At 54.0% G+C, this 24,378-nt stretch carries 19 protein-coding genes; 16 read left to right on the forward strand and 3 right to left on the reverse strand.

What is annotated here, in order from left to right; all coding sequences use genetic code 11:
* Window positions 1–54: 54 nt before the first annotated feature.
* The 4 genes from lgt (at window position 55) to LG201_RS09110 (ending at window position 5,206) form a co-directional block, all read left to right on the forward strand.
* A complete protein-coding gene (gene lgt, locus LG201_RS09095; protein ID WP_226771833.1) occupies window positions 55–849 on the forward strand; it encodes a prolipoprotein diacylglyceryl transferase in 795 nt (264 codons plus the stop codon).
* A gap of 216 nt (window positions 850–1,065) precedes the next feature.
* The gene (locus LG201_RS09100) at window positions 1,066–3,390 is read left to right on the forward strand and encodes an FdhF/YdeP family oxidoreductase (protein ID WP_226771834.1); all 2,325 of its coding nucleotides are present in this window, start codon (window positions 1,066–1,068) and stop codon (window positions 3,388–3,390) included.
* Window positions 3,380–3,688: a methyltransferase family protein gene (locus tag LG201_RS09105; RefSeq protein WP_226771835.1), complete on the forward strand. Its 309-nt coding sequence runs from the start codon at window positions 3,380–3,382 to the stop codon at window positions 3,686–3,688. Before LG201_RS09100 ends, LG201_RS09105 begins: the two co-directional genes overlap by 11 nt.
* Window positions 3,689–3,772: 84 nt before the next feature.
* A complete protein-coding gene (locus LG201_RS09110) occupies window positions 3,773–5,206 on the forward strand; it encodes an aminotransferase-like domain-containing protein (RefSeq protein ID WP_226771836.1) in 1,434 nt (477 codons plus the stop codon).
* A gap of 66 nt (window positions 5,207–5,272) precedes the next feature.
* On the opposite strand, the gene LG201_RS09115 is transcribed toward LG201_RS09110, so the two are convergent.
* Window positions 5,273–5,461, reverse strand: a complete 189-nt coding sequence (locus tag LG201_RS09115; RefSeq protein ID WP_226771837.1) for a CstA-like transporter-associated (seleno)protein — start codon at window positions 5,459–5,461, stop codon at window positions 5,273–5,275.
* The gene (locus LG201_RS09120) at window positions 5,461–7,530 is read right to left on the reverse strand and encodes a carbon starvation CstA family protein (protein WP_226771838.1); all 2,070 of its coding nucleotides are present in this window, start codon (window positions 7,528–7,530) and stop codon (window positions 5,461–5,463) included. The genes LG201_RS09115 and LG201_RS09120 overlap by 1 nt, the downstream gene beginning before the upstream one ends.
* Window positions 7,531–7,692: 162 nt before the next feature.
* Between LG201_RS09120 and LG201_RS09125 the strand changes: the two genes are divergently transcribed.
* From LG201_RS09125 to LG201_RS09175, 11 genes are all read left to right on the forward strand, one after another.
* A complete protein-coding gene (locus LG201_RS09125; RefSeq protein WP_226771839.1) occupies window positions 7,693–8,001 on the forward strand; it encodes a hypothetical protein in 309 nt (102 codons plus the stop codon).
* 115 nt (window positions 8,002–8,116) lie between these two features.
* Window positions 8,117–9,874 carry an ABC transporter transmembrane domain-containing protein gene (locus LG201_RS09130; protein WP_226771957.1) on the forward strand — a complete coding sequence of 586 codons (1,758 nt, stop codon included), beginning with the start codon at window positions 8,117–8,119 and terminating at the stop codon, window positions 9,872–9,874.
* A 273-nt stretch (window positions 9,875–10,147) separates the two neighbouring features.
* The gene (locus LG201_RS09135) at window positions 10,148–11,419 is read left to right on the forward strand and encodes a nitrate regulatory protein (protein WP_226771840.1); all 1,272 of its coding nucleotides are present in this window, start codon (window positions 10,148–10,150) and stop codon (window positions 11,417–11,419) included.
* Window positions 11,420–11,778: 359 nt separating this feature from the next.
* Window positions 11,779–13,080, forward strand: coding sequence for a CmpA/NrtA family ABC transporter substrate-binding protein (locus LG201_RS09140; RefSeq protein ID WP_226771841.1), 1,302 nt, complete (start codon window positions 11,779–11,781; stop codon window positions 13,078–13,080).
* A 38-nt stretch (window positions 13,081–13,118) separates the two neighbouring features.
* The gene (gene ntrB, locus LG201_RS09145; protein ID WP_226771842.1) at window positions 13,119–14,009 is read left to right on the forward strand and encodes a nitrate ABC transporter permease; all 891 of its coding nucleotides are present in this window, start codon (window positions 13,119–13,121) and stop codon (window positions 14,007–14,009) included.
* 12 nt (window positions 14,010–14,021) lie between these two features.
* Window positions 14,022–14,828, forward strand: coding sequence for an ABC transporter ATP-binding protein (locus LG201_RS09150; protein ID WP_226771843.1), 807 nt, complete (start codon window positions 14,022–14,024; stop codon window positions 14,826–14,828).
* A 115-nt stretch (window positions 14,829–14,943) separates the two neighbouring features.
* Window positions 14,944–16,362, forward strand: a complete 1,419-nt coding sequence (locus LG201_RS09155; RefSeq protein WP_226771844.1) for an alginate export family protein — start codon at window positions 14,944–14,946, stop codon at window positions 16,360–16,362.
* A gap of 82 nt (window positions 16,363–16,444) precedes the next feature.
* Entirely contained in the window at window positions 16,445–17,113 is a 669-nt protein-coding gene (locus LG201_RS09160; RefSeq protein ID WP_226771845.1) for a type IV pili methyl-accepting chemotaxis transducer N-terminal domain-containing protein, read from the forward strand.
* Between the two features lie 242 nt (window positions 17,114–17,355).
* Complete coding sequence (gene cobA, locus LG201_RS09165; protein ID WP_226771846.1) at window positions 17,356–18,108, forward strand: uroporphyrinogen-III C-methyltransferase; 753 nt, start codon at window positions 17,356–17,358, stop codon at window positions 18,106–18,108.
* Between the two features lie 169 nt (window positions 18,109–18,277).
* Complete coding sequence (locus LG201_RS09170; RefSeq protein ID WP_226771847.1) at window positions 18,278–19,489, forward strand: nitrate/nitrite transporter; 1,212 nt, start codon at window positions 18,278–18,280, stop codon at window positions 19,487–19,489.
* 9 nt (window positions 19,490–19,498) lie between these two features.
* Window positions 19,499–21,193: a bifunctional protein-serine/threonine kinase/phosphatase gene (locus LG201_RS09175; RefSeq protein ID WP_226771848.1), complete on the forward strand. Its 1,695-nt coding sequence runs from the start codon at window positions 19,499–19,501 to the stop codon at window positions 21,191–21,193.
* A gap of 307 nt (window positions 21,194–21,500) precedes the next feature.
* Here LG201_RS09175 and LG201_RS09180 read toward each other — a convergent pair whose 3' ends face one another.
* Window positions 21,501–21,812: a hypothetical protein gene (locus tag LG201_RS09180; protein WP_226771849.1), complete on the reverse strand. Its 312-nt coding sequence runs from the start codon at window positions 21,810–21,812 to the stop codon at window positions 21,501–21,503.
* Between LG201_RS09180 and nirB the strand changes: the two genes are divergently transcribed.
* Entirely contained in the window at window positions 21,801–24,365 is a 2,565-nt protein-coding gene (nirB, locus tag LG201_RS09185; protein WP_226771850.1) for a nitrite reductase large subunit NirB, read from the forward strand. The genes LG201_RS09180 and nirB overlap by 12 nt on opposite strands.
* The last annotated feature ends 13 nt before the right edge of the window (window positions 24,366–24,378 follow it).

Raw genomic sequence — 24,378 nt, forward strand, 5'->3', positions numbered from 1 at the left:
CCTAAACTAAACGTATAATTACTGGATTTTACTCCAATCCAAGAGCCAATCCCAATGCTTGTTCATCCGCAATTTGATCCGGTCGCTATTCACCTGGGGCCTTTCGGCATTCACTGGTACGGCCTGATGTACCTCACCGGCTTCCTGGCATTCCTCTGGCTGGGCCGCTGGCGCATTGCTCACCAGAACTGGTGGGGCTGGTCTCCCAAGATGCTGGATGACGCATTATTCTACGGTGCATTGGGCGTGATCCTGGGTGGCAGGGTGGGCTATGCCTTGTTCTACCAGCATGAATACTACTTGGAGCACCCGCTTGAAATCCTGTTCCTCTGGCAGGGAGGCATGTCCTTCCACGGCGGCTTCATCGGCGTATTAGTCGCCATGTTGATCTTTGCCAGACAACGCCAGCTCACTTTTTTTGGCATCATGGATTTTGTAGCACCACTAGTCCCGGTCGGCCTGGGAGCAGGCCGCATGGGCAACTTCATCAACGGTGAATTATGGGGCCGCCCCAGCGAGCTGCCTTGGGCCATGGTGTTCCCGCAGATAGACAATATCGCGCGTCACCCTTCCCAGCTCTACGAATTCCTGCTCGAAGGCATCGTATTGTTCATATTACTCTGGTGGTATTCCAGCAAACCACGTGCAAGGGGTACAGTTTCTGCACTGTTCCTGATCGGCTATGGCAGTTTCCGTTTCCTTGTCGAGTTTACACGCCAGCCTGACGACTTCCTGGGCCTGCTCTCGCTAGGTCTGAGCATGGGCCAATGGCTGAGTTTACCTATGATGATTGCCGGAATCTGGCTGTTTATCAGTAGCCAGCGCAAACATTCCCCCAGCCGCGCGTAAATCAGCCTGATACCTCACCATTAAAATCACGGTACATCCCCATTAAATTTGGGTGTACACGATGGTTAACTTCCAAACTGTACTCTAAAAATACCTTCACTTCTGTATCTGGTTTACCCCCGCCCCAGCCCTTACCATTTGCTTTAATCGCTATTTGTCTTTTACCGGCTGCTCGTCTACTCACACAGCGCCGATTACTCAGGATTCACAAGCACAATGTCGGAACAACAAGGCTCGATCAAACCCTATCACCATCCCGCTGCAGGCTGGGGCGCCATCAAGCAGGTGGCAGCCCAACTTGCGCTGCAGAAGATTCCGGTCAAGGGCATCCTCACCCTGCTATCGCAGAATCAGCCAGATGGTTTTGACTGCCCAGGCTGTGCCTGGCCAGACAAGGAACACACATCGACATTTGAGTTTTGCGAGAACGGTGTCAAGGCGGTTGCAGCAGAAGCGACGGCCAAGCGCGTACCTCCCTCCTTCTTTGCCAAGCACACCGTCACTGAACTCATGGAGTGGAGCGATTTTGCGCTGGAAGGTGAAGGCCGCCTGACCCACCCCATGCGTTACAACCCTGTGACCGATAAATATGAAGAAGTGACCTGGGATCAGGCATTTGATTTGGTCGCCAAGCATCTGAATGCTCTGGATCATCCAGACCAGGCTGCGTTCTATACCTCAGGCCGCGCCAGCAACGAGGCAGCGTTTCTTTACCAGTTGTTTGGTCGCGAATTCGGCACCAACAATTTCCCGGATTGCTCCAACCTTTGTCATGAATCCACCAGCATGGCATTGCCACCGACTGTCGGCATAGGCAAAGGCTCGGTCACCCTGCATGATTTCGAACACGCCGATACACTGCTGATCTTTGGTCAGAATCCCGCCACCAACCACCCCCGCATGCTGGGTGAACTGCGTGAAGCCGCCAAGCGCGGCGCACGCATTGTGGCAATCAACCCACTGAAGGAACGCGGCCTGGAACGCTTTGCCGATCCACAAAGCCCGTTCGACATGTTGTCATTCAAGGGCTCCAAGATCAGCGATATGTTCATCCAGCCCAAGCTGGGTGGTGATTTGGCCCTAATCAAGGGCATGATCAAGTTTGTGATTCAATGGGATGATGAAGCGATCAAGAATGGCACTGCTCGTGTGGTCGATCTAGAGTTTATCCAGCAACACACCAATGGTTTTGAACAGATTGCCGAAGATGCACGCCAGGAAAGCTGGGATGCCATCACTGAAGAATCCGGTGTTTCACTGGAACAGATTGAGCAAATCTCGCGCATTTATGTCGCTGGCAACCGCGTCATATCCACCTGGGGCATGGGCATCACCCAGCACAAGCATGGGGTTGCCACCATCAAGACCCTGGTTAACCTGATGCTGTTACGCGGCAATATAGGCAAGGAAGGCGCAGGCCTCTGCCCGGTACGTGGTCACAGCAATGTGCAAGGTAATCGTACCGTAGGCATTTATGAAAAAATGCCCGAGAAGTTCCTCTCCAGCCTGGAGCAGGTATTCGACATCAAAGTACCAAAAGCCCATGGCTATGATGCAGTCGCCGCCATTCAGGCCATGATAGACGGCAAGGTAAAGGTGTTTTTTGGCCTGGGAGGCAACTTCTCCATTGCCACGCCCGACACTGACCGTACCTGGGATGGCCTACGCAGCTGCACGCTCACTGCCCATGTCACCACCAAGCTCAACCGCAGCCACCTAGTACACGGCACTGAAGCACTGATCCTGCCTTGCTTGGGACGTACCGAGATCGACACCCAGGAAACCGGCCCCCAAGGCGTGACCGTGGAAGATTCCATGAGCATGGTGCATATCTCGTATGGCATGAACAAGCCTGCTTCCATGCACCTGCTGTCAGAGCCTGCCATCGTCGCCCGCCTGGCACATGCCACACTCAAGCACAGCAAGACACCTTGGCTGGAATACATCAAGGATTACAGCAAGATCCGTGAGGTGATTGAGCAGACCATGCCGGAAGCATTCAAGGATTACAACGAACGCATCAAGCATCCAGGCGGCTTCCGCATGCCGGTGCCGTCCAGCCATCGCATCTGGATCACACCTTCTGGCAAAGCTGAATTCACTGTGCAGGCGATTCCACGCAATTCCCCTATCCACCAGGCACGCGAGAAGTTTGGCGACAAGCTGTTTGTACTCATGACTACACGCTCACACGATCAGTACAACACCACGATCTATGGCATGGATGACCGTTATCGCGGTGTGTTCGGCCAGCGTCGCGTAGTGTTCATGAACCCGGAAGATATCAAGCGTATGGGACTCAAGGCAGGTGACTGGGTCAACCTGGTCAGCGTCTGGCAGGATGACATTACCCGTCGGGCCGATAACTTCCTGATAGTGTCTTATGACATTCCCCAGGGCTGCCTCAGTGCTTACTACCCTGAAACCAATAACCTGGTACCGCTGGAAAGTGTGGCTGATGACTCCCATACACCAACATCGAAATCGATCCCGGTGATTATCGAGAAAGCGGCAGAAAAGCAGGTGTCCCGTGCTGCTTGAGGATAGCCATTATCAGGAAGCCACTGACTTCCAGCCTGAAACCAGCGGGCTGGACAGCAGTGCGGTGCTCATGCTCGGCATATTGGAGTTACTGCATGCCGAACATGATCGTGGACGCGCTGTGATGCCACTGGCCGCCATCTGCAAACGCCTTGGCTTACGCATGAGCACCTTGCAACGCTTGATGACAGCCCTCACCGAGCAGGAGCTGATCACCATCAGCACCGAGAAAGAACGCCTGGTAGCAGCATTGACGCCTGGCGGAGAAGAAATTTCCAGCGCATTGCAAGCGCAGTAAGTAAAGGGCAGCCTCCCGCGCCGCATGGTGGCTGGAGTACAATGGCATTCATTCTTCATTAATGATTGCGATTGTCCGGCCACCATGAAGCTTTACGTCTCATTTGCTGCACGCATCCGTGCGATGATAGATGAAGGCGTATTGCGTCCTGGCGATAAAATCTTTTCCGTACGCCAGGCCAGCCAGAAATACTCGCTCAGCATCAGTACGGTCTTACGCGCTTACCTGCTGCTTGAGCAGGAAGGCGTCATCAGCAGTCATCCGCAATCCGGCTACTATGTGACACCGCGCAAACGCCTGCAGAAGCGCGGATCCCCCCTAGGCAAGGACGTCAACTTATCCGAGGTCGATGCCAGCAACCTGGTACTCACCACGCTGAAATCAATCCGTGAATTCGGTACTGTACCCTTGGGTTCGCCCTTTCCTGATCCTCAGCTGTTCCCGCTCAAGAAAATCCACCAATACGAAAAAGCCCTGACCGACGACGAAGGCGAATGGGGCATTTTAAGCGACCTGCCCCCAGGCAATGAAATGCTGCGCCAGCAGATTGCCAGGCGCTACCTGGAAAATGGCATGGATATCTCACCCGATGATATCGTGATCACCCACGGTGCCACCGAGGCCATCACCCTCTGCCTGCAGGCAGTCGCAAAAGCCGGTGACATCATTGCCCTGGAAGCTCCCGGCTATTATGCGCTGGCGCACACAGTGGAACGCATGGGGATGAAGGTCGCTGAACTACGTACAGATCCACATTCAGGTATTGATCTGGATGCATTGCGTGCCACCATCAACAATGTGCGCATTGCCGCGGTCATTCTCACCACCAACTTTCAGAATCCACTCGGATTTGTCATGCCGGATGAGAAAAAGCAGGCATTGGTGGAGTTGCTGGCAGAAGAACAGATTCCACTGATTGAGGATGACGTCTATCACGAGCTGTATTTCTGCGAACAGGCACCCAAGCCAGCCAAGGCTTTTGATCAATCCGGCCTGGTACTGCATTGCTCTTCTTTTTCCAAATCACTGGCACCAGGTTACCGCGTTGGCTGGACCGTGGCTGGGCGTTATCGCCAAGAAGTGGAAAGATTGATGTTCCTCAACAGCCTGTCTTTGCCTTCAGCCCCACAGATTGCAATTGCCAAATTCATGCAGCGTGACAGCTACGAGCAGCACCTCAAGCAGTTACGCCATACCTTACGCTCGCAATACGTACTGATTCGCACCGTGATAGAAGAAAGCTTTCCGCCAGGTACCCTGCTTTCCGTTCCCAGGGGTGGCTATGTCATCTGGATACAATTACCCAAGGGCATAGACGCATTAAAGCTCTATCGGCGAGCCATTGACAACGGCATCACCGTGGCACCTGGCACCATCTTCTCGCGTAAAAAAGACCTTACCAACTATATCCGTCTTAACTTCAGCCATTTGTGGACTGTTGCCATTGAGCAGGCAGTCAGGGATGTGGGCGCGATGGTAGTGACCTTATGGGATGAGTCGCGCGAAGAACCAGCATGAAAGACGGCATCTGCCCATCAGAGAATACCCTGCAGGCTTAATAGATCCCTTTAACCCGCTAATCTATCAGCAGCAACGCTTGACGCCATCCCACTGCTCTTCCTGCCAGGCACGAAAAAATGCCTCGCGCGACAATGGAGCTGCGGTATGCCCATGACGCGCATACAACCTTAAATAACGTTCGTAGGCATCATCGCCTGACAATCGGCGTAGCAGCTGCCAGGCTTGTTGCAGGCGCGTTCTGATCCCGGCCATCAGTGGCGCACCCAGGCCTGGTCCAATTGCGTCATGGTGTGAGGCGTTTCGCTCAATGGGCGCACAGGTTTGCCTGCCAGATAACGATAACTCACGCGTAGCATGTCAAGTATCACGATCCACAGCACGGCCACAAAGAACAAGGTCAACGCAGCGTCCAGTTGCTGATTCAGGATGAGCTGCGGGGCAACGGCTACCTTCTCCGGTGGCAGGACACCAGCAGCGAGTTTGTCTGCCATATCATTGGCCGCGGCCAAAAAACCTACACGTATATCTGGACTGGTAATCTTTTCCCAGGCCGCAGCGCTGGTGATCAACACCAGCCAGGCCAGTGGCAGGCCGGTCACCCATGCATACTTGAGACGACCAGACTTGATGAGGATGCCAGTGCCCACCGATAACGCAATCGCCGCCAGCATCTGGTTAGAAATACCGAATAGCGGCCACAGAATATTGACGCCCCCGTTCGGGTCTATCACGCCGATATAAAGAAAGTACCCCCAGCCTGACACCACAATCGCACTGGTCAGCAACACGGATGGATACCAGGAAGTCTGCCCCATTTTTGGCCAGATATTCCCCAGCATATCCTGCAACATAAAACGACCCACGCGGGTGCCTGCATCCAAAGTGGTCAGGATAAAGATGGCCTCGAACATGATGGCAAAGTGGTACCACAGCGCCAACATGCTCTGACCAAACGCGCTGCCAAAAATACTGGCCATCCCCACTGCCAGTGACGGCGCTCCACCTGTCCGGGCAAACAGGGTGGATTCGCCCATATCCCTTGCCAGGCTTTCCATCTGCTCCACGGTCACCGGGAAACCCCAGGCTGAAATAGTGGCCACAGCATCTGCGGCCTCCTTACCGACCACCCCAGCCGAGCTGTTAATGGCAAAGAACACGCCAGGATCCAGCACGGTTGCGGCGATCATCGCCATAATCGCCACAAATGATTCCAGCAACATGGCGCCATAACCAATCATGCGAATATCGCCTTCATTGGCCAGCAATTTGGGGGAGGTGCCGGAAGCAATCAGTGCATGGAATCCAGAAATAGCTCCACAGGCAATCGTAATAAATACAAAGGGAAATAGCGTGCCACCAAATATCGGGCCAGAGCCATCAATAAACTGCGTCAGCGCAGGCATTTTGACTTCAGGCTGGAGCAAAATAATGGCAATCGCCAGCAGGGAAATCGTCCCCACTTTCATGAAGGTAGAAAGATAATCGCGCGGTGCGAGCAATAGCCAGACTGGCATGATGGCCGCAGCAAACCCATAGGCCATCACCCACCAGGCCAGCGTCAGGCCTTCCTGGTCAAATATCACACGCAGGCTGGCATGATGGTCTATCCAGCCACCAGCAAATACCGAAAACAATAACAGTGCCACGCCCAGCACCGAGGCTTCCAACACACGACCAGGCCGGAAATGACGCATATAGAGGCCGACAATCATGGCAATCGGGATGGTCGCCGCCACCGTGGAGGTGGCCCATGGGCTGTGCTTCATGGCGTTGACCACCACCAGGCCCAATACGGCAATTAAAATCACCATGATAATGAAGGTACCGATCAGTGCCGCTGCACCTCCAATAGGCCCCAGCTCGTCACGTGCCATTTGGCCCAGGCTGCGTCCGTTGCGACGGGTTGAGAGGAACAGGGTCACCATATCCTGCACGGCACCTCCAAGTACTGCACCGACCAATATCCACAAGGTGCCAGGCAGATAGCCGAACTGCGCAGCCAGCGTAGGCCCCACCAACGGACCCGGGCCTGCGATCGCAGCAAAATGATGGCCGAATACAACCCACTTATTGGTGGGGACATAATCACGGCCATTATCCAGACGTTCAGCCGGAGTCGCCCTGCTGGGGTCTACGACCAGCACTTTCGCCGCAATCCAGGCTGCATAGAAACGATAGGCAATGGCAAAGACACAGACTGCGGCAGCAATGAACCACAAGGCATTGATGCTTTCACCACGATGCAGCGCAATACCACCAACGGCACCAGCACCAATCACCGCAATCGACAGCCAGACTAGAGAACTCAAGGTTTTATTCATTTGGGTTTATGATGGCAAATCAAGAATGTTCGCAAGTATAAAACTAAAGTGAATGGTATGCTTTAATTGCCCCACTTCGGCAGCGGAACAATTATTGCTAGTTACTCCGGTGCAATATCTGTATTTGCATTCAGACCAAATCAATAATAGTGAGAGATAAGCATGAAATTAACCTGTTTAAGTTTGTTGGCTTGCCTGGCCATCGCATCCCCCGTCTGGGCTGAGCCAGCAGAAGGCAAAAGCATAGAAACCACCACCGCCAATGGTGACAAAATCCTGCTGCACCCGAATGGCAAGTGGGAATATATTGATACTGCCAAAAAAGCCGAGGCAGATAAGGTCGCCAAGCAATATCCTGAAAATCAGGGCTGCCCCAATGGTACCCAAGGTGGTGTGCTTGGGATCGGTCGCTGCATTCCGCCTGGCGACAAGGACTTCAACCGCGGCTCTATCAGCGGCAAAGGCCGTTAATTAATCCTGTTTGCCATTAAACTTTGTTTTGATCCACTTGCCCAAGCTGGATCAAAACAAAGTCCAGAAACCTGAGGTTGCCCTGCAAACCCCCGCTCCACCCAAACGCTTGTTACTGCTGAGTGAACTATGGCCATTGCTGCGCCCTTATCGCTGGCAAATTCTCCTGGCTTTCATACTGCTCAGCCTGGCATCCGCCACCTTGTTGTTAGTTCCGCTGGCATTTCGTGACCTCATAGACTTTGGCTTTGGCCAGCCATCTGCAGAAAAAACCGGCGCACTGACTGGCAGCACCAATCTAAACAGCCACTTTCTGATCCTGTTTGGCCTGGCAGGGTTCTGGGCATTGATGGTCGCCAGCCGCTACTACACCGTTTCCTGGGTAGGTGAACGTGTTACTGCCGATTTACGCAGCGCCGTGTATCAGCGAGTACTTACTCAATCCCCGCAGTTCTTTGAAACCCTGCAGACAGGCGAGGTACTTTCACGCCTGACTGGCGATACCACCTTGATCCAGACGGTAGTCGGTAGCTCGGCCTCCATGGGCTTGCGCAGCCTGTTCCAGTTTACAGGCGGCATGGTGATGCTGGCCGTCACCAGCTTTTACCTGTTCTCGCTCAACCTTGGATTAATGCTGTTATTGATATTGCCCATCATGCTGATAGGCCGGTCGGTCAAGCGGCTGTCACGTGAGTCGCAGGACCGGATTGCCGACAGCTCGGCCATGGCAGGAGAAATCCTCAACGCCATGCCCACAGTGCAGTCCTATACCCAGGAACATCGCGAGATTGCCCGCTTCCGCCAGAGCATTGATGTCAGCTTCAACACCGCAATTCGCCGCGTGCGGGTGCGTGCCGCCATGACTGCAGTGATCATTGCCGCCATTTCCGGGGCCATCATCTTTGTATTGTGGATAGGCGCGCGTCAGGTAGGTAGTGGTGAAATGTCCGGTGGACAACTGGCTTCGTTCATTCTGTATGCGGTCATGGTGGCAGGCAGCGTCAGCACCATGGCAGAGGTCTGGGGTGACATCATGCGTGCTGCGGGGGCCACTGAACGATTGCTGGAGCTCTTGCATACAGAATCTGCCATTAACGAACCCGCGCATCCGCTGACTCCTGCTGCGGAAGAACCTGCGACTATCGCTTTTGAAGAAGTAAGCTTTTACTACCCATCCAGACCAAGCCAGCCCTCGCTTGATCATATCTCCCTGTTGATTTCAGCAGGAGAAACTGTGGCACTGGTCGGCCCCTCAGGCGCAGGTAAAACCACCCTGTTCCAGCTATTGCTGCGTTTTTACGACATCAGCCTCGGCCATATCCGCATTAACGGCCAGGACATCCGCGAACTGAGCCTGCAACAGTTGCGCAGCATGATAGCCATCGTGCCGCAGGACCCTGTAATATTCTCTGCGAATGCAATAGAGAACATACGCTACGGCAGACCCTATGCCACTGATGCAGAAGTCAAGATGGCAGCCAAGGCAGCACTGGCAGATGAGTTTATCGAGAAGCTACCGCAAGGCTATGACACCTTTCTGGGAGAACGTGGCACCCGGCTGTCAGGCGGCCAGCGCCAACGTATTGCCATCGCGCGCGCCATCCTCAAAAATGCGCCCATTCTCTTGCTGGATGAAGCCACCAGCGCGCTGGATGCAGAATCTGAAATCCTGGTGCAACAAGGCCTGAACAGCGCCATGCATGGCCGCACTACCCTGGTAATTGCGCATCGCCTTGCCACCATCCAGAATGCAAACCGCGTAGTCGTGCTTGAGAATGGCCGTATCATCGAAACCGGCCCACCAAGCGAATTACGGCAGCAATCCGGACTGTATAGCCGCCTGGCCAAACTGCAGATGGATATCCAGCCGTAACGCTGCTCCCAAATCAAGCACTCCTTGAAAGCATGCACTACAAGCGTGCAATTCTTTCTCATCGTATGTCAGCGATCCTTCAACCACGCTGACAGCCAGGAAAGCATGAAGATAGACAACGCAAAGATAGGGCATAGTTGTGTATCATCTCTTACTAGGCTTGCTGCATAGCCGGGGTGTCCCCACCCCTGCCCATACAGGACTCGCCAACCATCGCCTAACCCGTTGTAGCGCATATTAATTGCGCATGATTTTTGCTAGCCAATAGACATCATGAGAGAAATTTCCCCCGACCAAACCATCATCCTGGCCAAGATCAGGCATATTGATGAACTGGAACGTTTATCCATCAGCACTGAGTTTGTGGAGAATATCGGCCTGATCATTCACCAGCTTCAAGCAGAACGAGGAGCAAGCTGCTTGTACCTGGCCTCTGCAGGCAAGCGCTTCGGCAAGGAGCGTGGTGACATCATTGCAGAAAACCAGAGCCTGGAACTGAAATTCCGCGAGGCGCTACAACGCCATCTGGGCAATAACCCGCTGATTGATGCCAAGCAACTCACACTGCTTTCATGGACATTGCTTGGTTTTGACCAGTTAACAGCGTTACGTCACCAGGTAACCTTGCACCAGATTTCATTTGCGGATTGCATCCAGTCATTCAGCCGCTTTATCGGCAGCCTGATTTCGCTGATCTTTGACATTACAGACAATGCCGTCAACAGCAAGATTTCCACCTACCTGCTGGCACTTTACAATCTGGTACAAGCGAAGGAGTTTGCCGGTCAGGAACGTGCAGTGGGCTCCTACCTATTCGGCTCAGGAACTGTGCAGCAGGAGCACCAACACAAGCTGCTAGAGCTGATCGCCCTGCAAGACAGGCATTTTGAGCTGTTCTGCCAGTTCGGCAGCGATGCCTGGCGTGAGGCATGGGCCACATCCATGAATAGCAGCCTCTCTCTTGAGCATCAACAATACCGTCGCAAACTTACTCAAGCCAAAGATGGCCAAAGTATGCAGGCCAAGGATGGCGATCAATGGTTCGAGCTGTGCAGCCAGCGCCTCACCGAAATCTGGCATATCCAGTGCGAGCTCATCAAGGACATGCACGACACACTGGAAACACTGGTCAGCCATGCCAGAGCCGACCTGGCAAACACGCGCCACTACCTGGGCAAGATGCGCCATCAAGCCAACCAGACAGCTACACTGGATAGCGCCTTCTTCAACCTGTCGATTCCAGTGGAAAATGCCTATACCTTCCAGGCACACGACAATCTGCACCCTTACCCCATGGAGTCCATCATCTCGCTACTGCAGCAGCAATCGCAGCAGATTGCCGAGATTGAAAACGAACTGTCGGAAACCAAGAAAGCCCTGGCGGAAAGAAAACAGATTGAGCGAGCCAAGGGTCTACTCATGAGCACAATGAATATCAGTGAGGTTGACGCCTATAAAATCATGCGCCGCACTGCGATGGAGCAAAACCGCAAAATCATCGATGTGGCAGACAATATCCTGAGCAGACAACCACCCCTCTCCTGACAGCCATTTAACATGGTGCATACCGCACTTGGCTGGTGCAATCTCCAGCTTGCACCGAATGCACAACCCAGTTCACCATCAAAAAAATTCCCTTTCAAAACATAGCACTTACAAAACAATCCAACCCTGGCACAGCATTTGCTACTACTTGATTAAGCAGTAGCAACCAATGGCGGTTGTTGTTGTGGATGGCAACATCCACCGTGATATCCAAGTAGCACAATGTATTCAATACCAGGTTCGCGCAGGACCTGAAGACATAGGACAAAGGCGTCCTGATTACAGACAAAAATAGTCTGCAATCAGGGCGCTTTTTTTGTTTTTAAGCGTTCACTTTTAATTGATTCAAGGGAGCCACGATGAGTAATTCCAAAAAAACACCATCATTGCCAGAGTCCACAGTAGCTCACGACAGCATGGACCAGAGCAGGCGTCATTTCTTCCACCAAGCTGTGGCAGGCACACTGGGAGCTGCAGCGATGATGAATATGGTTCCTTCCGCCATCCACAATCAGGCATGGGCAGCTGGTTCGGATACCCCAGAACTTACCGAAGTCAAGATTGGCTTCATTCCACTGACGGACTGTGCGCCAGTGGTGGTAGCCGCCCAGATGGGCTTCGACAAGAAATACGGTATCAAGATTACACCATCCAAAGAGGCTTCCTGGGCTGCGATTAGAGACAAGGTGGTCAATGGTGAATTACATGCAGCCCATATGCTGTATGGCATGGTGTATGGCGTGCAGATGGGCATTGGTGGGCAACAAAAAGACATGTCCGTCTTGTTAACCCTGAACCACAATGGACAGGGCATCACGCTAGCCAACCAGCTCAAGGATAAGGGCGCGACCAGTGGCCCTACCCTGAAACGCTTGCTGGACAATGAAAACCGCGACTTCACCTTTGCGCAGACCTTCCCTACCGGCACCCATGCCATGTGGCTCAACTACTGGTTGGCAACGTATGGCATCAACCCACTCAAGGACGTGAAAACCATCGTCGTGCCACCACCACAAATGGTCGCCAATATGCGTATCGGCAATATGGATGGCTATTGTGTAGGTGAACCATGGAATGCGCGTGCCATTTACGACAAGATCGGCTTTACCGCAGCCACTACGCAAGATATCTGGACCGATCATCCCGAAAAAGTATTGGGCACGACTGCAGACTTTATCGCCAAGAACCCCAATACCGCCCTCGCCCTGACCAAGGCGATCCTGGAAGCCTGTCGCTATATCGATGCCACCGCCAACCGTCCGGCTGTCGCCAAGCTGATTGCTGGCAAGGCCTATGTCAATGCGCCGGAAGAAGTCATTGAAGGCCGCTTCCTCGGCCATTACGACAACGGTATCGGCAAGAAGTGGGAAGACCCGAACTACATGAAGTTCTTCAATGATGGCAAGGTGACCTTCCCTTACCTGTCAGATGGCATGTGGTTCCTGACCCAGCACAAACGTTGGGGCCTGTTGAAAACCGATCCTGACTACCTGGCCATTGCCAAGAAGGTCAACCGTATCGACATTTACACCGAAGCAGCCAAGGCGCTGGGGGTTTCCGTCCCGACAGATCCCATGCGCTCGAGCAAGCTGATTGACGGCGTGGTGTGGGATGGCAAGGATCCGAAAGCCTATGCCAACGGCTTCAAGATCAAGGCCTAAAGCCACCTCTATCAACCATTGATGCAAGGCGATCCATTATGAGCTCAGTCAGTATCACCAAGGAAGACATCAAGACCATCATGAAAAGTGAGCAAACCATCGTCACAGCGGTCGCAGCGCCCAAACCCGTTGCGGCGCCCCGCCCCAGCGCACTGGCGTTAAAGTCGCGCGCCTTTTTCCAGTGGCTGCTGCCACCGTTATTTGGCTTGCTCCTGCTGGGAGCGATCTGGACGTTGATCGCGCATCAGTCACCCAATCTGCCGGGGCCGATGCCGACCTGGCATTCAGCGGTGGAGTTGTTCAAGGATCCTTTCTACCGCAATAGCCTCAATGATCAAGGCATAGGCTGGAACATCGTTGCCTCGCTTGAGCGGGTGGCGCTGGGGTTTGGTCTGGCAGCACTGGTTGGCATCCCCATGGGCTTTATCATCGGCCGCTTCCAGTTCATGTCACGCATGGCGGCACCGATCATCGGCCTGCTGCGCCCAGTCTCACCGCTGGCTTGGCTACCGATAGGCCTGCTCGTATTCAAGGCGGCCAATCCAGCGGCGATCTGGGTGATCTTTATCTCCGCCATCTGGCCCATGATCATCAATACCGCAGTGGGTGTCAGCAAAGTGCCTCAGGATTATATGAACGTGGCCAAGGTGCTCAACCTGTCGGAGTGGAAGATAGTCACCAAAATCCTGTTTCCCTTCGTACTGCCCTACATGATGACGGGCGTACGCCTTTCCATCGGCGTAGCCTGGCTGGTGATCGTGGCGGCAGAAATGCTGACTGGCGGTGTCGGTATCGGTTTCTGGGTGTGGGATGAGTGGAACAACCTGAATGTAGAACACATCATCATCGCCATCTTCGTGGTCGGGATTGTCGGTCTGCTGCTGGAACTGGCACTGACTTCACTGGCCAAGCGCTTCAGCTACGAATAAGGAAAACGGATCATGGAAAAGATTGCGCAAGAAAAATACGTACAGCTAGAAAACGTCAACATGACCTTCTATACCAAGAAAGGTACATTTGAAGCGCTGAAAAACATCAACTTCAGCATCCGTGAAGGCGAATTCATCTCCATCATCGGCCACTCGGGTTGTGGCAAATCAACCGTGCTGAACCTGATTGCCGGGCTGCTACACCCTACAGAAGGCAACCTGTTCTGCGCCGGGCGCGAAATTTCTGGCCCAGGCCCAGAACGGGCCGTGGTGTTCCAGAATCATTCATTACTGCCCTGGCTAACCTGTTCAGAGAACGTCTACCTGGCAGTGGAACGGGTATTTGGCGCCGATGAAGGTAAGGCAAACCTACAGCAGCGCACCAAGGCTGCCATCGATCTGGTGGGCCTGGCCCATGCTGCAGACAAGCGACCCAATGAAATTTCCGGTGGCATGAAGCAACGTGTCGGCATTGCCCGCGCATTAGCGATGGAACCCAAGGTGCTGCTGCTGGATGAGCCATTCGGCGCACTGGATGCATTGACCCGTGCGCACTTGCAGGACGAGCTGATGGGCATCATGGCCAAATCCGGCTGTACTGCTGTCATGGTCACGCACGATGTAGATGAAGCCGTGCTGCTCTCGGACCGTATTGTCATGATGACCAACGGCCCGGCCGCCACCATCGGTGACATCCTGGATGTTGATCTGGCACGACCGCGCAAACGCTTGGAACTGGCAGAAGATCGTCACTACAACCATTTGCGTAGTGAAGTGCTGAAGTTTCTTTATGAAAGGCATGCCCGCAAGGCCGCCTAGATCCAGGCGCAGCGGCACTACTTCACTCGCCAATGCGCTGACAAAAAGAAAAGGCCCGTCGGTCAGGACGGGCCACTACTACCGTTACCCTTCATCTGAGAAAAAGGAGCAACACATGCAAAGTAATTCGAGATTTACCCTGCGTCAAGTCTGTTCTAGCAGTCTGCTGGGACTAGCCATCGCTGCCATGCCCCTAGCTCATGCAGAAGAAGTATTGCCTGAATATACCTTTATGGACGCCATCAAAACTGGCAAAAACCTCACCAGCTTCCGCCTGCGTTATGAAAACGTGGAGCAGGATGGCAATGCACCGACGGGCAGCCCCCTCAAGGATGCCAATGGCCTCACGCTACGCAGCTTGGTCGGCTGGCAAACTGCGCCTTATCAGAACTTCAGTTTTGCTGGACAGATCATTGATGTCAGCAAATTTCAGGATAACTTCAACGACAGCACCAATGGCAGCTTGATCAACAGCGTTTCCAACCAGCCGGACAAACTGGATTATGCCAAGATCGTCGACCCTGACTACACCGGCATCAACCAGTTATTCGTTGACTGGACAGGGATCAAGAACAACCGCCTGCGTGTTGGCCGTCAGCAGATCAACCTGGACAACGTCCGCTTTATTGGTGACATCGCTTTCCGTCAGGTCATGCAGGTCTTCGACGGCGCCACCCTGCTCAACAAGTCATTGCCAGATACCGAGATTTACCTGGGCCATCTTGAACGGGTCAAGCAAATCACCACAAAACTGCGTGACGATGGTGCCCTGGAAATCGTCAACCTGAAATACCGCATTTCCCCAACGGAATCGCTGGTGGGATATGGCTATTTCTCCAGCTTTGACGATCTTGGGTTTGGCCGGGCATGGTTTGGTAACGCCGCGGCCGCTGGCGGCATCGCAGCCGGCAAGAATGGCAACATCAACCAGAATGCAGATCAGGGCAACAAGATCATTGGCCTACGCCTGGATGGTGTTCATCCCTTCACGCCAGACTGGAAAGGGCTCTATACCGCCGAATATGCAAAACAGACTGATTACAAAGGTGGTGACTCACGTATTGATGCCCACTACTACAAGGTAGGTGGCGGCGCAGCTTATGGCAACTTTGCACTACGGGCAGACCAGGAATTGCTCTCCAGCAACAATGGTCAATACGCTTTCCAGACACCGTTTGGCACTAACCACCTGTTCCAGGGCTGGGTAGACAAGTTCCTCACCACACCTGTTGAAGGCATCAAGGACACCTTTGTCACTGCGACCTATAAATGGGGTGACTTCCTGTTTTTTGCCGACTACCACGTGCTCAAGTCTGATGAGAGTTTCAATGCAGTAGGTGGGGGGTTTGGCGACAAGTATGGCAAGGAGTGGAATGCAGCCGTCACTTACAACGTCAATCCTCACCTGATGACCAAGGTCGAGTACGGCAAGTTTACTGAAAGCGATCAATACACCCTGCTACCTGGAAACAACGCGGCTGGACGTGTCCGTGACACGGAAAAACTCTGGCTCACCTTGATGTATACCTTCTGATAAGCAGTATCAATGCATAGCGCCAGGGGCTGGGATCAATCCAAGGCCCCTGGACAGTGAACAGCCCTACTGAGATAGACACATGACATCAGCACTACGCACATTCAACACAAGCCCTGACACCGACAAGATGATTGGTGCAGATACCTTGAGCACGCTGATCAACCTTGCCGGCAGGCAACGCATGCTGTCACAACGCATCATCCTCAATACCATTCTTTATACGCTGGGACACGAAGAAGCCCAGGGCGTCGCCCAGGAAGCACTGAACCTATTCGAAAATACCCATATCAGCCTGGTGGAAGGCAACCGGGAATTACCCGGCATTTTTTCCAAAGAGCTGGAAGCAATTTATTTCGGTGAGTTGCAGGCAGAGTCACAAATCCGCGGTTTCATCCAGCATGCCAGGCTGGCACTGTCATCCCTTGGCAGTCCAGGTTCCACCGCCCAGATTGATATGCTGGGGCAGTGTGCCACCCCACTGGTCAATCTGCTGAACAGCATCACACAGGTCTATGAAGCTGAAGCCAAGCAATACACCCAGCGCCATCAGAAACAGCAGCGCGAGCTGATGGATAACATCCAGCAAATTACCAAACAGGCCAAGATTATTTCCATCAACGCCAAGATCATTGCCGCGAGAGCGGGCGATGCCGGCAAGGAATTTTCCGTGGTCGCCAGCGTGCTGACCAACATTACCAGCGAGCTGGATGAATTGATTGTCATTGCCATGAAGAATTCTCTGGTCTAGCACCGTGCACCATGAAGAATTCTCTGGTCTAGCACCGTGCACCATGAGGAAACAGACGCAACTAGCATGCACCAATACCGACCATGACAGCATGAGGTTTTGGTGCCAATGCATGAATCAGAGGCATAAAAAGTAGAGAGTTATCGGGGATTAATCGTTACCAGATTGATATAAAAGGACTTTAGACCAATGGAACACAATTTGCTTATTCAGGATCATATTGATAGCGTTGGCACCATAACATGGCAGGAATAGTATATTTAATCGGCGCAGGCCCAGGCGACCCTGACCTAATCACCCTCAAGGCAGTCAAGGCCATGCAGGCCGCAGACGTGATATTGCTGGATGACCTGGTCAACCGCGATATCTTGCAACATGCACCTCAAGCACGCGTGATTGAGGTAGGCAAGCGCGGGGGTTGCAAATCCCCCCCCCAACACTTCATCAACCGCATGATGATTGCCCTGGCCGAACAAGGACAAACCGTTATCCGACTCAAGGGAGGAGATCCTTTCCTGTTTGGCCGTGGTGGTGAGGAAATGCTGGAACTGCGCAGTGCAGGCATCGCGGTGGAAGTGATTCCCGGCATCACCAGCGGTATCGCCGTCCCCGCTACGCTGGGCATCCCGGTCACCCATCGGGCATACACGCATGGCGTGAGCTTTGTCACCGGTCATTTACAGGATGGTGAAAGTGGACAGAACTGGAAAGCCCTGGCTGAAAGCGGCACCACCCTGGTGATCTACATGGGCATGAAACATCTAGCCACCATCACGCGAGAACTGCTGGAAACCGGCATGTCGCCTGACACCCCGGCCGCAGCCATCCAGAACGGCTCCCTTCCTCAGCAGCAACACGTCACCAGTACATTGGCACTGCTGACAACTGCAGTGCAACAAGCAGGCATGGGCAGTCCCGCCATTATTGTCATCGGCGACGTGGTGCGTCTGGCCCATAGCAAGGACTTGCTGCAGTCAGTATCGATCGCAGCATAAGCAACAAATGGAGCAAATCATGACAACATTAGATAACTTCAGCATCCTGGCCAGATCCCTATGGGCCAGGCATAGTCAGCAACAGCAGAAATTCGAGAGCATCACCATTCAATAATGAGCGCGGGACACTAACCCGCCATTATCAAGACCCATTATCCAAGGACACATCATGCAAAAAAGCTTCTGGCAGGCAGGCCACAAACCCACGCTGTTCTCTGCCTTTCTTTATTTCGATCTCAGCTTCATGGTCTGGGTCTTGCTCGGCCCGCTGGCGGTGCAGATCGCAGGTGACCTGCAACTCACTTCAGCCCAAAAAGGCATGATGGTGGCCACGCCAGTGCTAACTGGCGCCTTACTGCGTCTGGTCATGGGCGTGCTGGTAGACCAGATTCAACCCAAAAAAGCCGGGCTGATCGGCCAGCTGATCGTGCTCGCAGCATTGGCGATTGCCTGGCTCAATGGCATCCACTCCTATCAACAAGCCTTGCTGCTAGGCGTATTCCTTGGTTTTGCCGGCGCTTCATTCGCGGTGGCGTTGCCGTTGGCTTCACGCTGGTATCCCCCTGAGCATCAAGGTACGGCGCTTGGCATTGCCGGTGCAGGTAATTCCGGCACGGCACTGGCCGCCCTGTTTGCACCTGGACTGGCACTGGCCTTTGGCTGGAGCAATGTCTTTGGTCTGGCACTCATCCCACTGAGCATTGCCTTGGTCGTCTATGTGCTGTTTGCCAAGGATGCGCCCAACCCACCAGCAGGCAAGTCATTGAGCCAGTATCTGGCCGTGCTGAAAGACAAGGATGCCTGGTGGTTCATGTTTTTCTACAGCGTGACTTTTGGCGGCTTTGTCGGCATGGCGTCCTCGCTCACCATCTACTTTAATGACCAATATGGACTGGACCCGGTGCATGCAGGCTACTTCACCGCTGCCTGCGTCTTTGCTGGATCTTTTGTACGTCCTATCGGCGGCAATCTGGCAGATCGTATCGGCGGCATCCGCACCCTGAGCTATATGTATATCCTGGCGGCCGTATTCCTCTTCATCCTCAGCTTTGGACTCAAGCAACAGCTGGCTGGCCTTGCGGTGGTGGTATTAGCCATGATGTCACTCGGCATGGGTAATGGCGCCGTGTTCCAATTGGTGCCACAACGTTTCCGCAAGGAAATCGGCGTCATGACTGGCTTGATCGGCATGGCAGGCGGTATAGGTGGTTTTTACCTGGCATCCAGCCTGGGCTATTCCAAACAACTCACGGGTAATTACCAGATCGGCTTGGCCGCATTTGCCAGCCTGGCAGTGATTGCGCTGATTGGGTTGAGCCTGGTAAAGAAACGCTGGCGTACCACTTGGGGCTCTGCCGCAGTCACCAGCGCACGGATCTAAACCAGGACCATGGCGCTCAGCTTTAAAACAGGATCAAGCTCGGTCACCGGGCAACGTGAACGCAATGAGGATTTTGCCGGAATGGTGACGCCCACGGGTGCCACGCTCAATCTTAAAGGCGCTATTTTTGCGGTCGCGGATGGCGTAAGTGGCAACGCGGGGGGACGCGAGGCGGCAGAAATGACGGTGCGCAGCCTGCTGACCGACTTCTATGCCACGCCTGATACCTGGGAAATCCCGGTCGCCCTGGATAAGGTGATCATTGCCGCCAATCGTTGGCTATTGGCGCAAGCCTTGCAGCACCGTGAAATGGCGGGCATGGCGACGACGTTATCCTTGCTGGTGCTGCGCGGACAACGTTATTACTCAGGCCATGTGGGCGATAGCCGCTTGTATCGCCTGCGCGCAGGACAGCTAGAGCTGCTGACCACCGACCATGTATGGGACAGGCCGGATATGCGCCATGTGCTCAAGCGTGCGGTCGGCCTGGATCAACAGCTCAGTGTGGACTATGCCGAAGGCAGCACCCAGGCTGGCGATATCTACGCACTGATGACCGATGGTGTCTGGGGCACGCTGGAGCAAAGCCTGATCCATCACACCATGGGTTTATACGACAACCCGCAAAAAATCTGTGACGAACTGACGCGGCTGGCGCTGGCTGCCGGTGGGAGTGACAACGCCACCGTCATCACCGTTCGCGTCATGGAAACCGGCGATGAAACCCTGACCGATTTCCTGGCAGAAGGCCGTCAGCTCACACTGCCACCCAAACTCAAGGTGGGTGACCACCTGGACAATTTTGAGGTGTTGGAGATTCTGCATCAATCCCGCGCCAGCCTGGTTTACAAGGTAAAGCATCGCCAGAGCGCGCAATTGTGGGTACTCAAGACCCTGCAACCCATACTCGAAGAAGACCGCCTGAGCTGCCAGGCACTACTCAATGAAGAGTGGCTGGCCAAGCGCATCATGTCGCAATATTTGCCGCAAGTATTGCCACTGGATGCAGAGCAGCGCAGCAAACTGTATTACGTTATGAGCTGGCATGAAGGCGCTACGCTGCAGCATAGACTGGAGCATGGTCATCACTTCACCACAGCAGGCATCACCCGCATTGGTATTGATATATTGCGAGGCCTGGGTGCCCTGCACAGGCTGCATATCCTGCACCGAGATATCAAACCCGCCAACCTGCATATGGGCAAGGACAACCGCCTGCGCATCCTGGATCTTGGTGTGGCCTCCAGCGGCAACAATCTGCAGGAAGAAGCCATGCCCAACCCTGGCACGCCCAGCTTCATGGCGCCTGAGTTGTTTGAAACCGGCCAGGCATCAACACGCAGTGATATTTACGCGGCGGGCGTGACGCTGTACTACCTGCTGACGCGCAAATATCCCTACGGCGAGATTGAGCCTTTCCAGCATCCACGCTTTGGTGAACCGGCAGCGCCCACGCGTTATCGCCCCGACATTCCTGGCTGGCTGGAAAACATCATCCTGAAAGCGGTAGCACGCAACCCGGCATTACGCTTTGAAACCGCAGAAGAAATGCTGCTGGCTCTTGAATTGGGTGAAACGCGTCCCATCCTGCCCATGCAGCGTACCCCGCTGATTTCCCGCGCTGGCTTGCAGCAGTGGCAATGGCTGGCAGTGTGCTCAATGCTGGTCAATCTGGTATTGATTTACTTATTGTTTATTTCCTGAAAACTTTCCGTCACTTTTAGATGGTGTGTAGCCGAAATCAAGATGCCCCTGCTCGCAAGCCTTAATCAGGCTAATTCTGCTACCTTTCAGCATTTTCAAGCGAATGATAATCAGTACAAATCATTAAAGGCTTTTGCCATGAGCTCCGCACAACATTGGGCACATTGCTCTGCTGGGTAACCTTGGCGTAGCGGCACCCACTTACTGTTGCACCGGTTTTGCGCACACGAACCTTTTTGGTGCATTAAGGCAATACCTGCCGTGCCATGCACCAGTTTGCAACAATGGCAGGATTCCCTGCTTGGGCCTATAAATACCTCGCCAAGGCGCATGAAACATAAATCCATAAAATTGGTACGGATATTGCTTTTTTAAGAATTAAAGCTCGTGCAGTAGCGATGAGTATTTTTAACAAGGGGTTTTCTCGAAGTGGAAATCCTCTTGAGGACAACGGCGTCCATTCCTTGTTTTTTTGCACTGCCCAGGCAGCTGCAGGGCAAGTGATGGGTGCCGTTTTGCATTTTAGCGACGAATAGAACAGAAACGCATCATTTGACGCATTAGCAATGCGTTGAGGCTGCCTTTCAATTTCATGGGAAACACGACGATGAATGAACATATCCGCATACTTGTAGTTGGCAACGGCATGGTTGGTCACTACTTTGTTCAGGAGCTGGTCAAGCGCCATCCTGATCTGAGCGCCGCAAAACTAGAAGTGACGGTGCTGGGTGAAGAACCACGCCCAGCTTATGACCGCGTGCACCTCTCCAGTTTTTTCTCTGGCAGTACGGCTGAAGACCTGTCACTGGTGGAACCAGGCTTCTATGACCGCCCTGGCCTGGAGCTGCGCCTGAACGCCAGAGCCAGCAGCATAGACCGCATCCAGCACACAGTGACTCTCACCGACGGCAGCACTCTGGCTTATGACAAGCTGGTGCTCGCCACTGGCTCCGTGCCTTTCGTCCCCGGTGTGGCCGGGCGTGACCGTGAGAACTGCTTTGTCTACCGCACCATTGAAGATCTGGAAGCAATGACGGCAGCAGGCACCAAGGCCAAGAGCGGCGTGGTGGTTGGTGGCGGCCTGCTTGGCCTGGAATGTGCCAAGGCCCTGTGTGATATGGGTCTGGAAACCCACGTGGTGGAATTTGCTCCACGCCTGATGGCAGTGCAAGTAGACGAAGCAGGTGGACAAGTGCTGCGCAGCAAGATCGAAAGCCTGGGCGTACACGTGCATACCAATCGCAACACAACGGCCATCGTTGACGGCGCTACGGCACGTCATCGCATGGTGTTCTTTGATGAAACCTGGCTGGAGACGGACATGATCGTCTTCTCAGCAGGCATACGTCCACGCGACGAACTGGCACGCGATTCCGGCCTGGCGATTGGCGCACGTGGCGGCATCGCCATTGATGACTTCTCCCGCTCTAGCGACCACGATATTTATGCGATTGGTGAATGTGCGAGCTGGAATGGCGAAATGTTCGGCCTGGTGGCACCCGGCTATGACATGGCCCGCACGGCATGCGCGCACCTGTTTGGCGAAACCGCCTCTACATTCCAGGGCGCTGACATGAGCACCAAGCTGAAGCTGATGGGCGTTGATGTCGCCAGCGTCGGCGATGCCCATGGCAAGACACCAGGCTGCCGCAGCTTCCATTATCTGGACGAACTGCGCCAGATCTACAAGAAGATCGTTGTCAGCGAAGATAACAAGACGTTGCTCGGGGCCGTGCTGATCGGCAATGCGGATGAATTCGGCACCCTGCAACAAATGGCACTCAATGCCATGCCGCTGCCGGATAATCCAGAATTCCTCATCCTGCCTGCCAGTGATGGCAAGGAAAAACCAGGCCTCGGCGTTGATGCCCTGCCCGACAGCGCCGTGCTGTGTTCATGCAACAACGTCAGCAAGGGTGCCATAGGCGAAGCCGTGGCGGCTGGTGCATGCAGCATAGGCGAGATCAAGGCCTGCACCAAGGCAGGCACCGCCTGCGGCGGTTGCGTGCCACTGGTCACGCAAGTGATGAAGGCCGAAATGCGCAAGCATGGTATGGCCGTGAACAACCACCTGTGCGAACACTTCCCGTACTCGCGCCAGGAGCTTTACCACATCGTGCGCGTAGAGCAGATCAGGACATTTGATGAGCTGCTGGCCAAGCACGGCAAAGGTCTGGGTTGCGACATCTGCAAACCAACCGCGGCCAGTGTACTGGCTTCCTGCTGGAACGACTTCATCCTCAAAAAGGATCTGGCTTCCCTGCAAGATTCCAATGACTACTTCCTCGGCAATATCCAGAAGGATGGCAGCTACTCCGTGGTACCACGTATGCCGGGTGGTGAAGTCACCCCCGACGGCCTGATCGCCATCGGCCAGATTGCCAAGAAATACAGTCTGTATACCAAGGTCACCGGTGGTGCACGCGTGGACATGTTTGGTGCACGGGTGGAGCAATTGCCCAATATCTGGGAAGAACTGATTGCAGCGGGCTTTGAATCCGGTCACGCCTATGGCAAGTCATTGCGCACCGTAAAAAGCTGCGTCGGCTCGACCTGGTGCCGCTATGGCGTGGACGACAGTGTGGGCCTGGCTGTGCAGCTAGAGAACCGTTACAAGGGCCTGCGCGCACCACACAAGATCAAGTTTGGCGTCTCCGGTTGTACCCGTGAATGCGCCGAGGCCCAGGGCAAGGACGTGGGCATCATCGCCACCGAGAATGGCTGGAATCTCTACGTCTGCGGCAATGGCGGCATGAAGCCACGTCACGCAGAACTGCTGGCCAGTGATCTGAACAAGGAAGACTTGATCAAGATGATAGACCGCTTCCTGATGTTCTATATCCGCACTGCTGATCGCCTGCAACGCACCAGCACCTGGCGCGACAACCTCGAAGGCGGACTGGACTACCTCAAGGATGTCGTCATCCACGACTCATTGGACCTGGGCGCAGAACTGGAAGCGCAAATGCAGCATGTGGTGGACAACTACCAGGATGAATGGAAGACCGCAGTGACTGACCCTGAAGTACGCAAGCGCTTCCGCAGTTTCGTCAACAGCACGGTCGGCGATAACAATATCGTGTTCGTGAGCGAACGCGAACAAATGCGCCCTGCCACGCCAGAAGAAAAACGCCTGGAAAAAACCATCCCTATCCTGGCGCTAGTCGATTAAAGAATGGAGTAAC

This window comes from Methylobacillus gramineus, assembly GCF_020532675.1.
In the GTDB taxonomy this organism is placed as follows: domain Bacteria; phylum Pseudomonadota; class Gammaproteobacteria; order Burkholderiales; family Methylophilaceae; genus Methylobacillus; species Methylobacillus gramineus.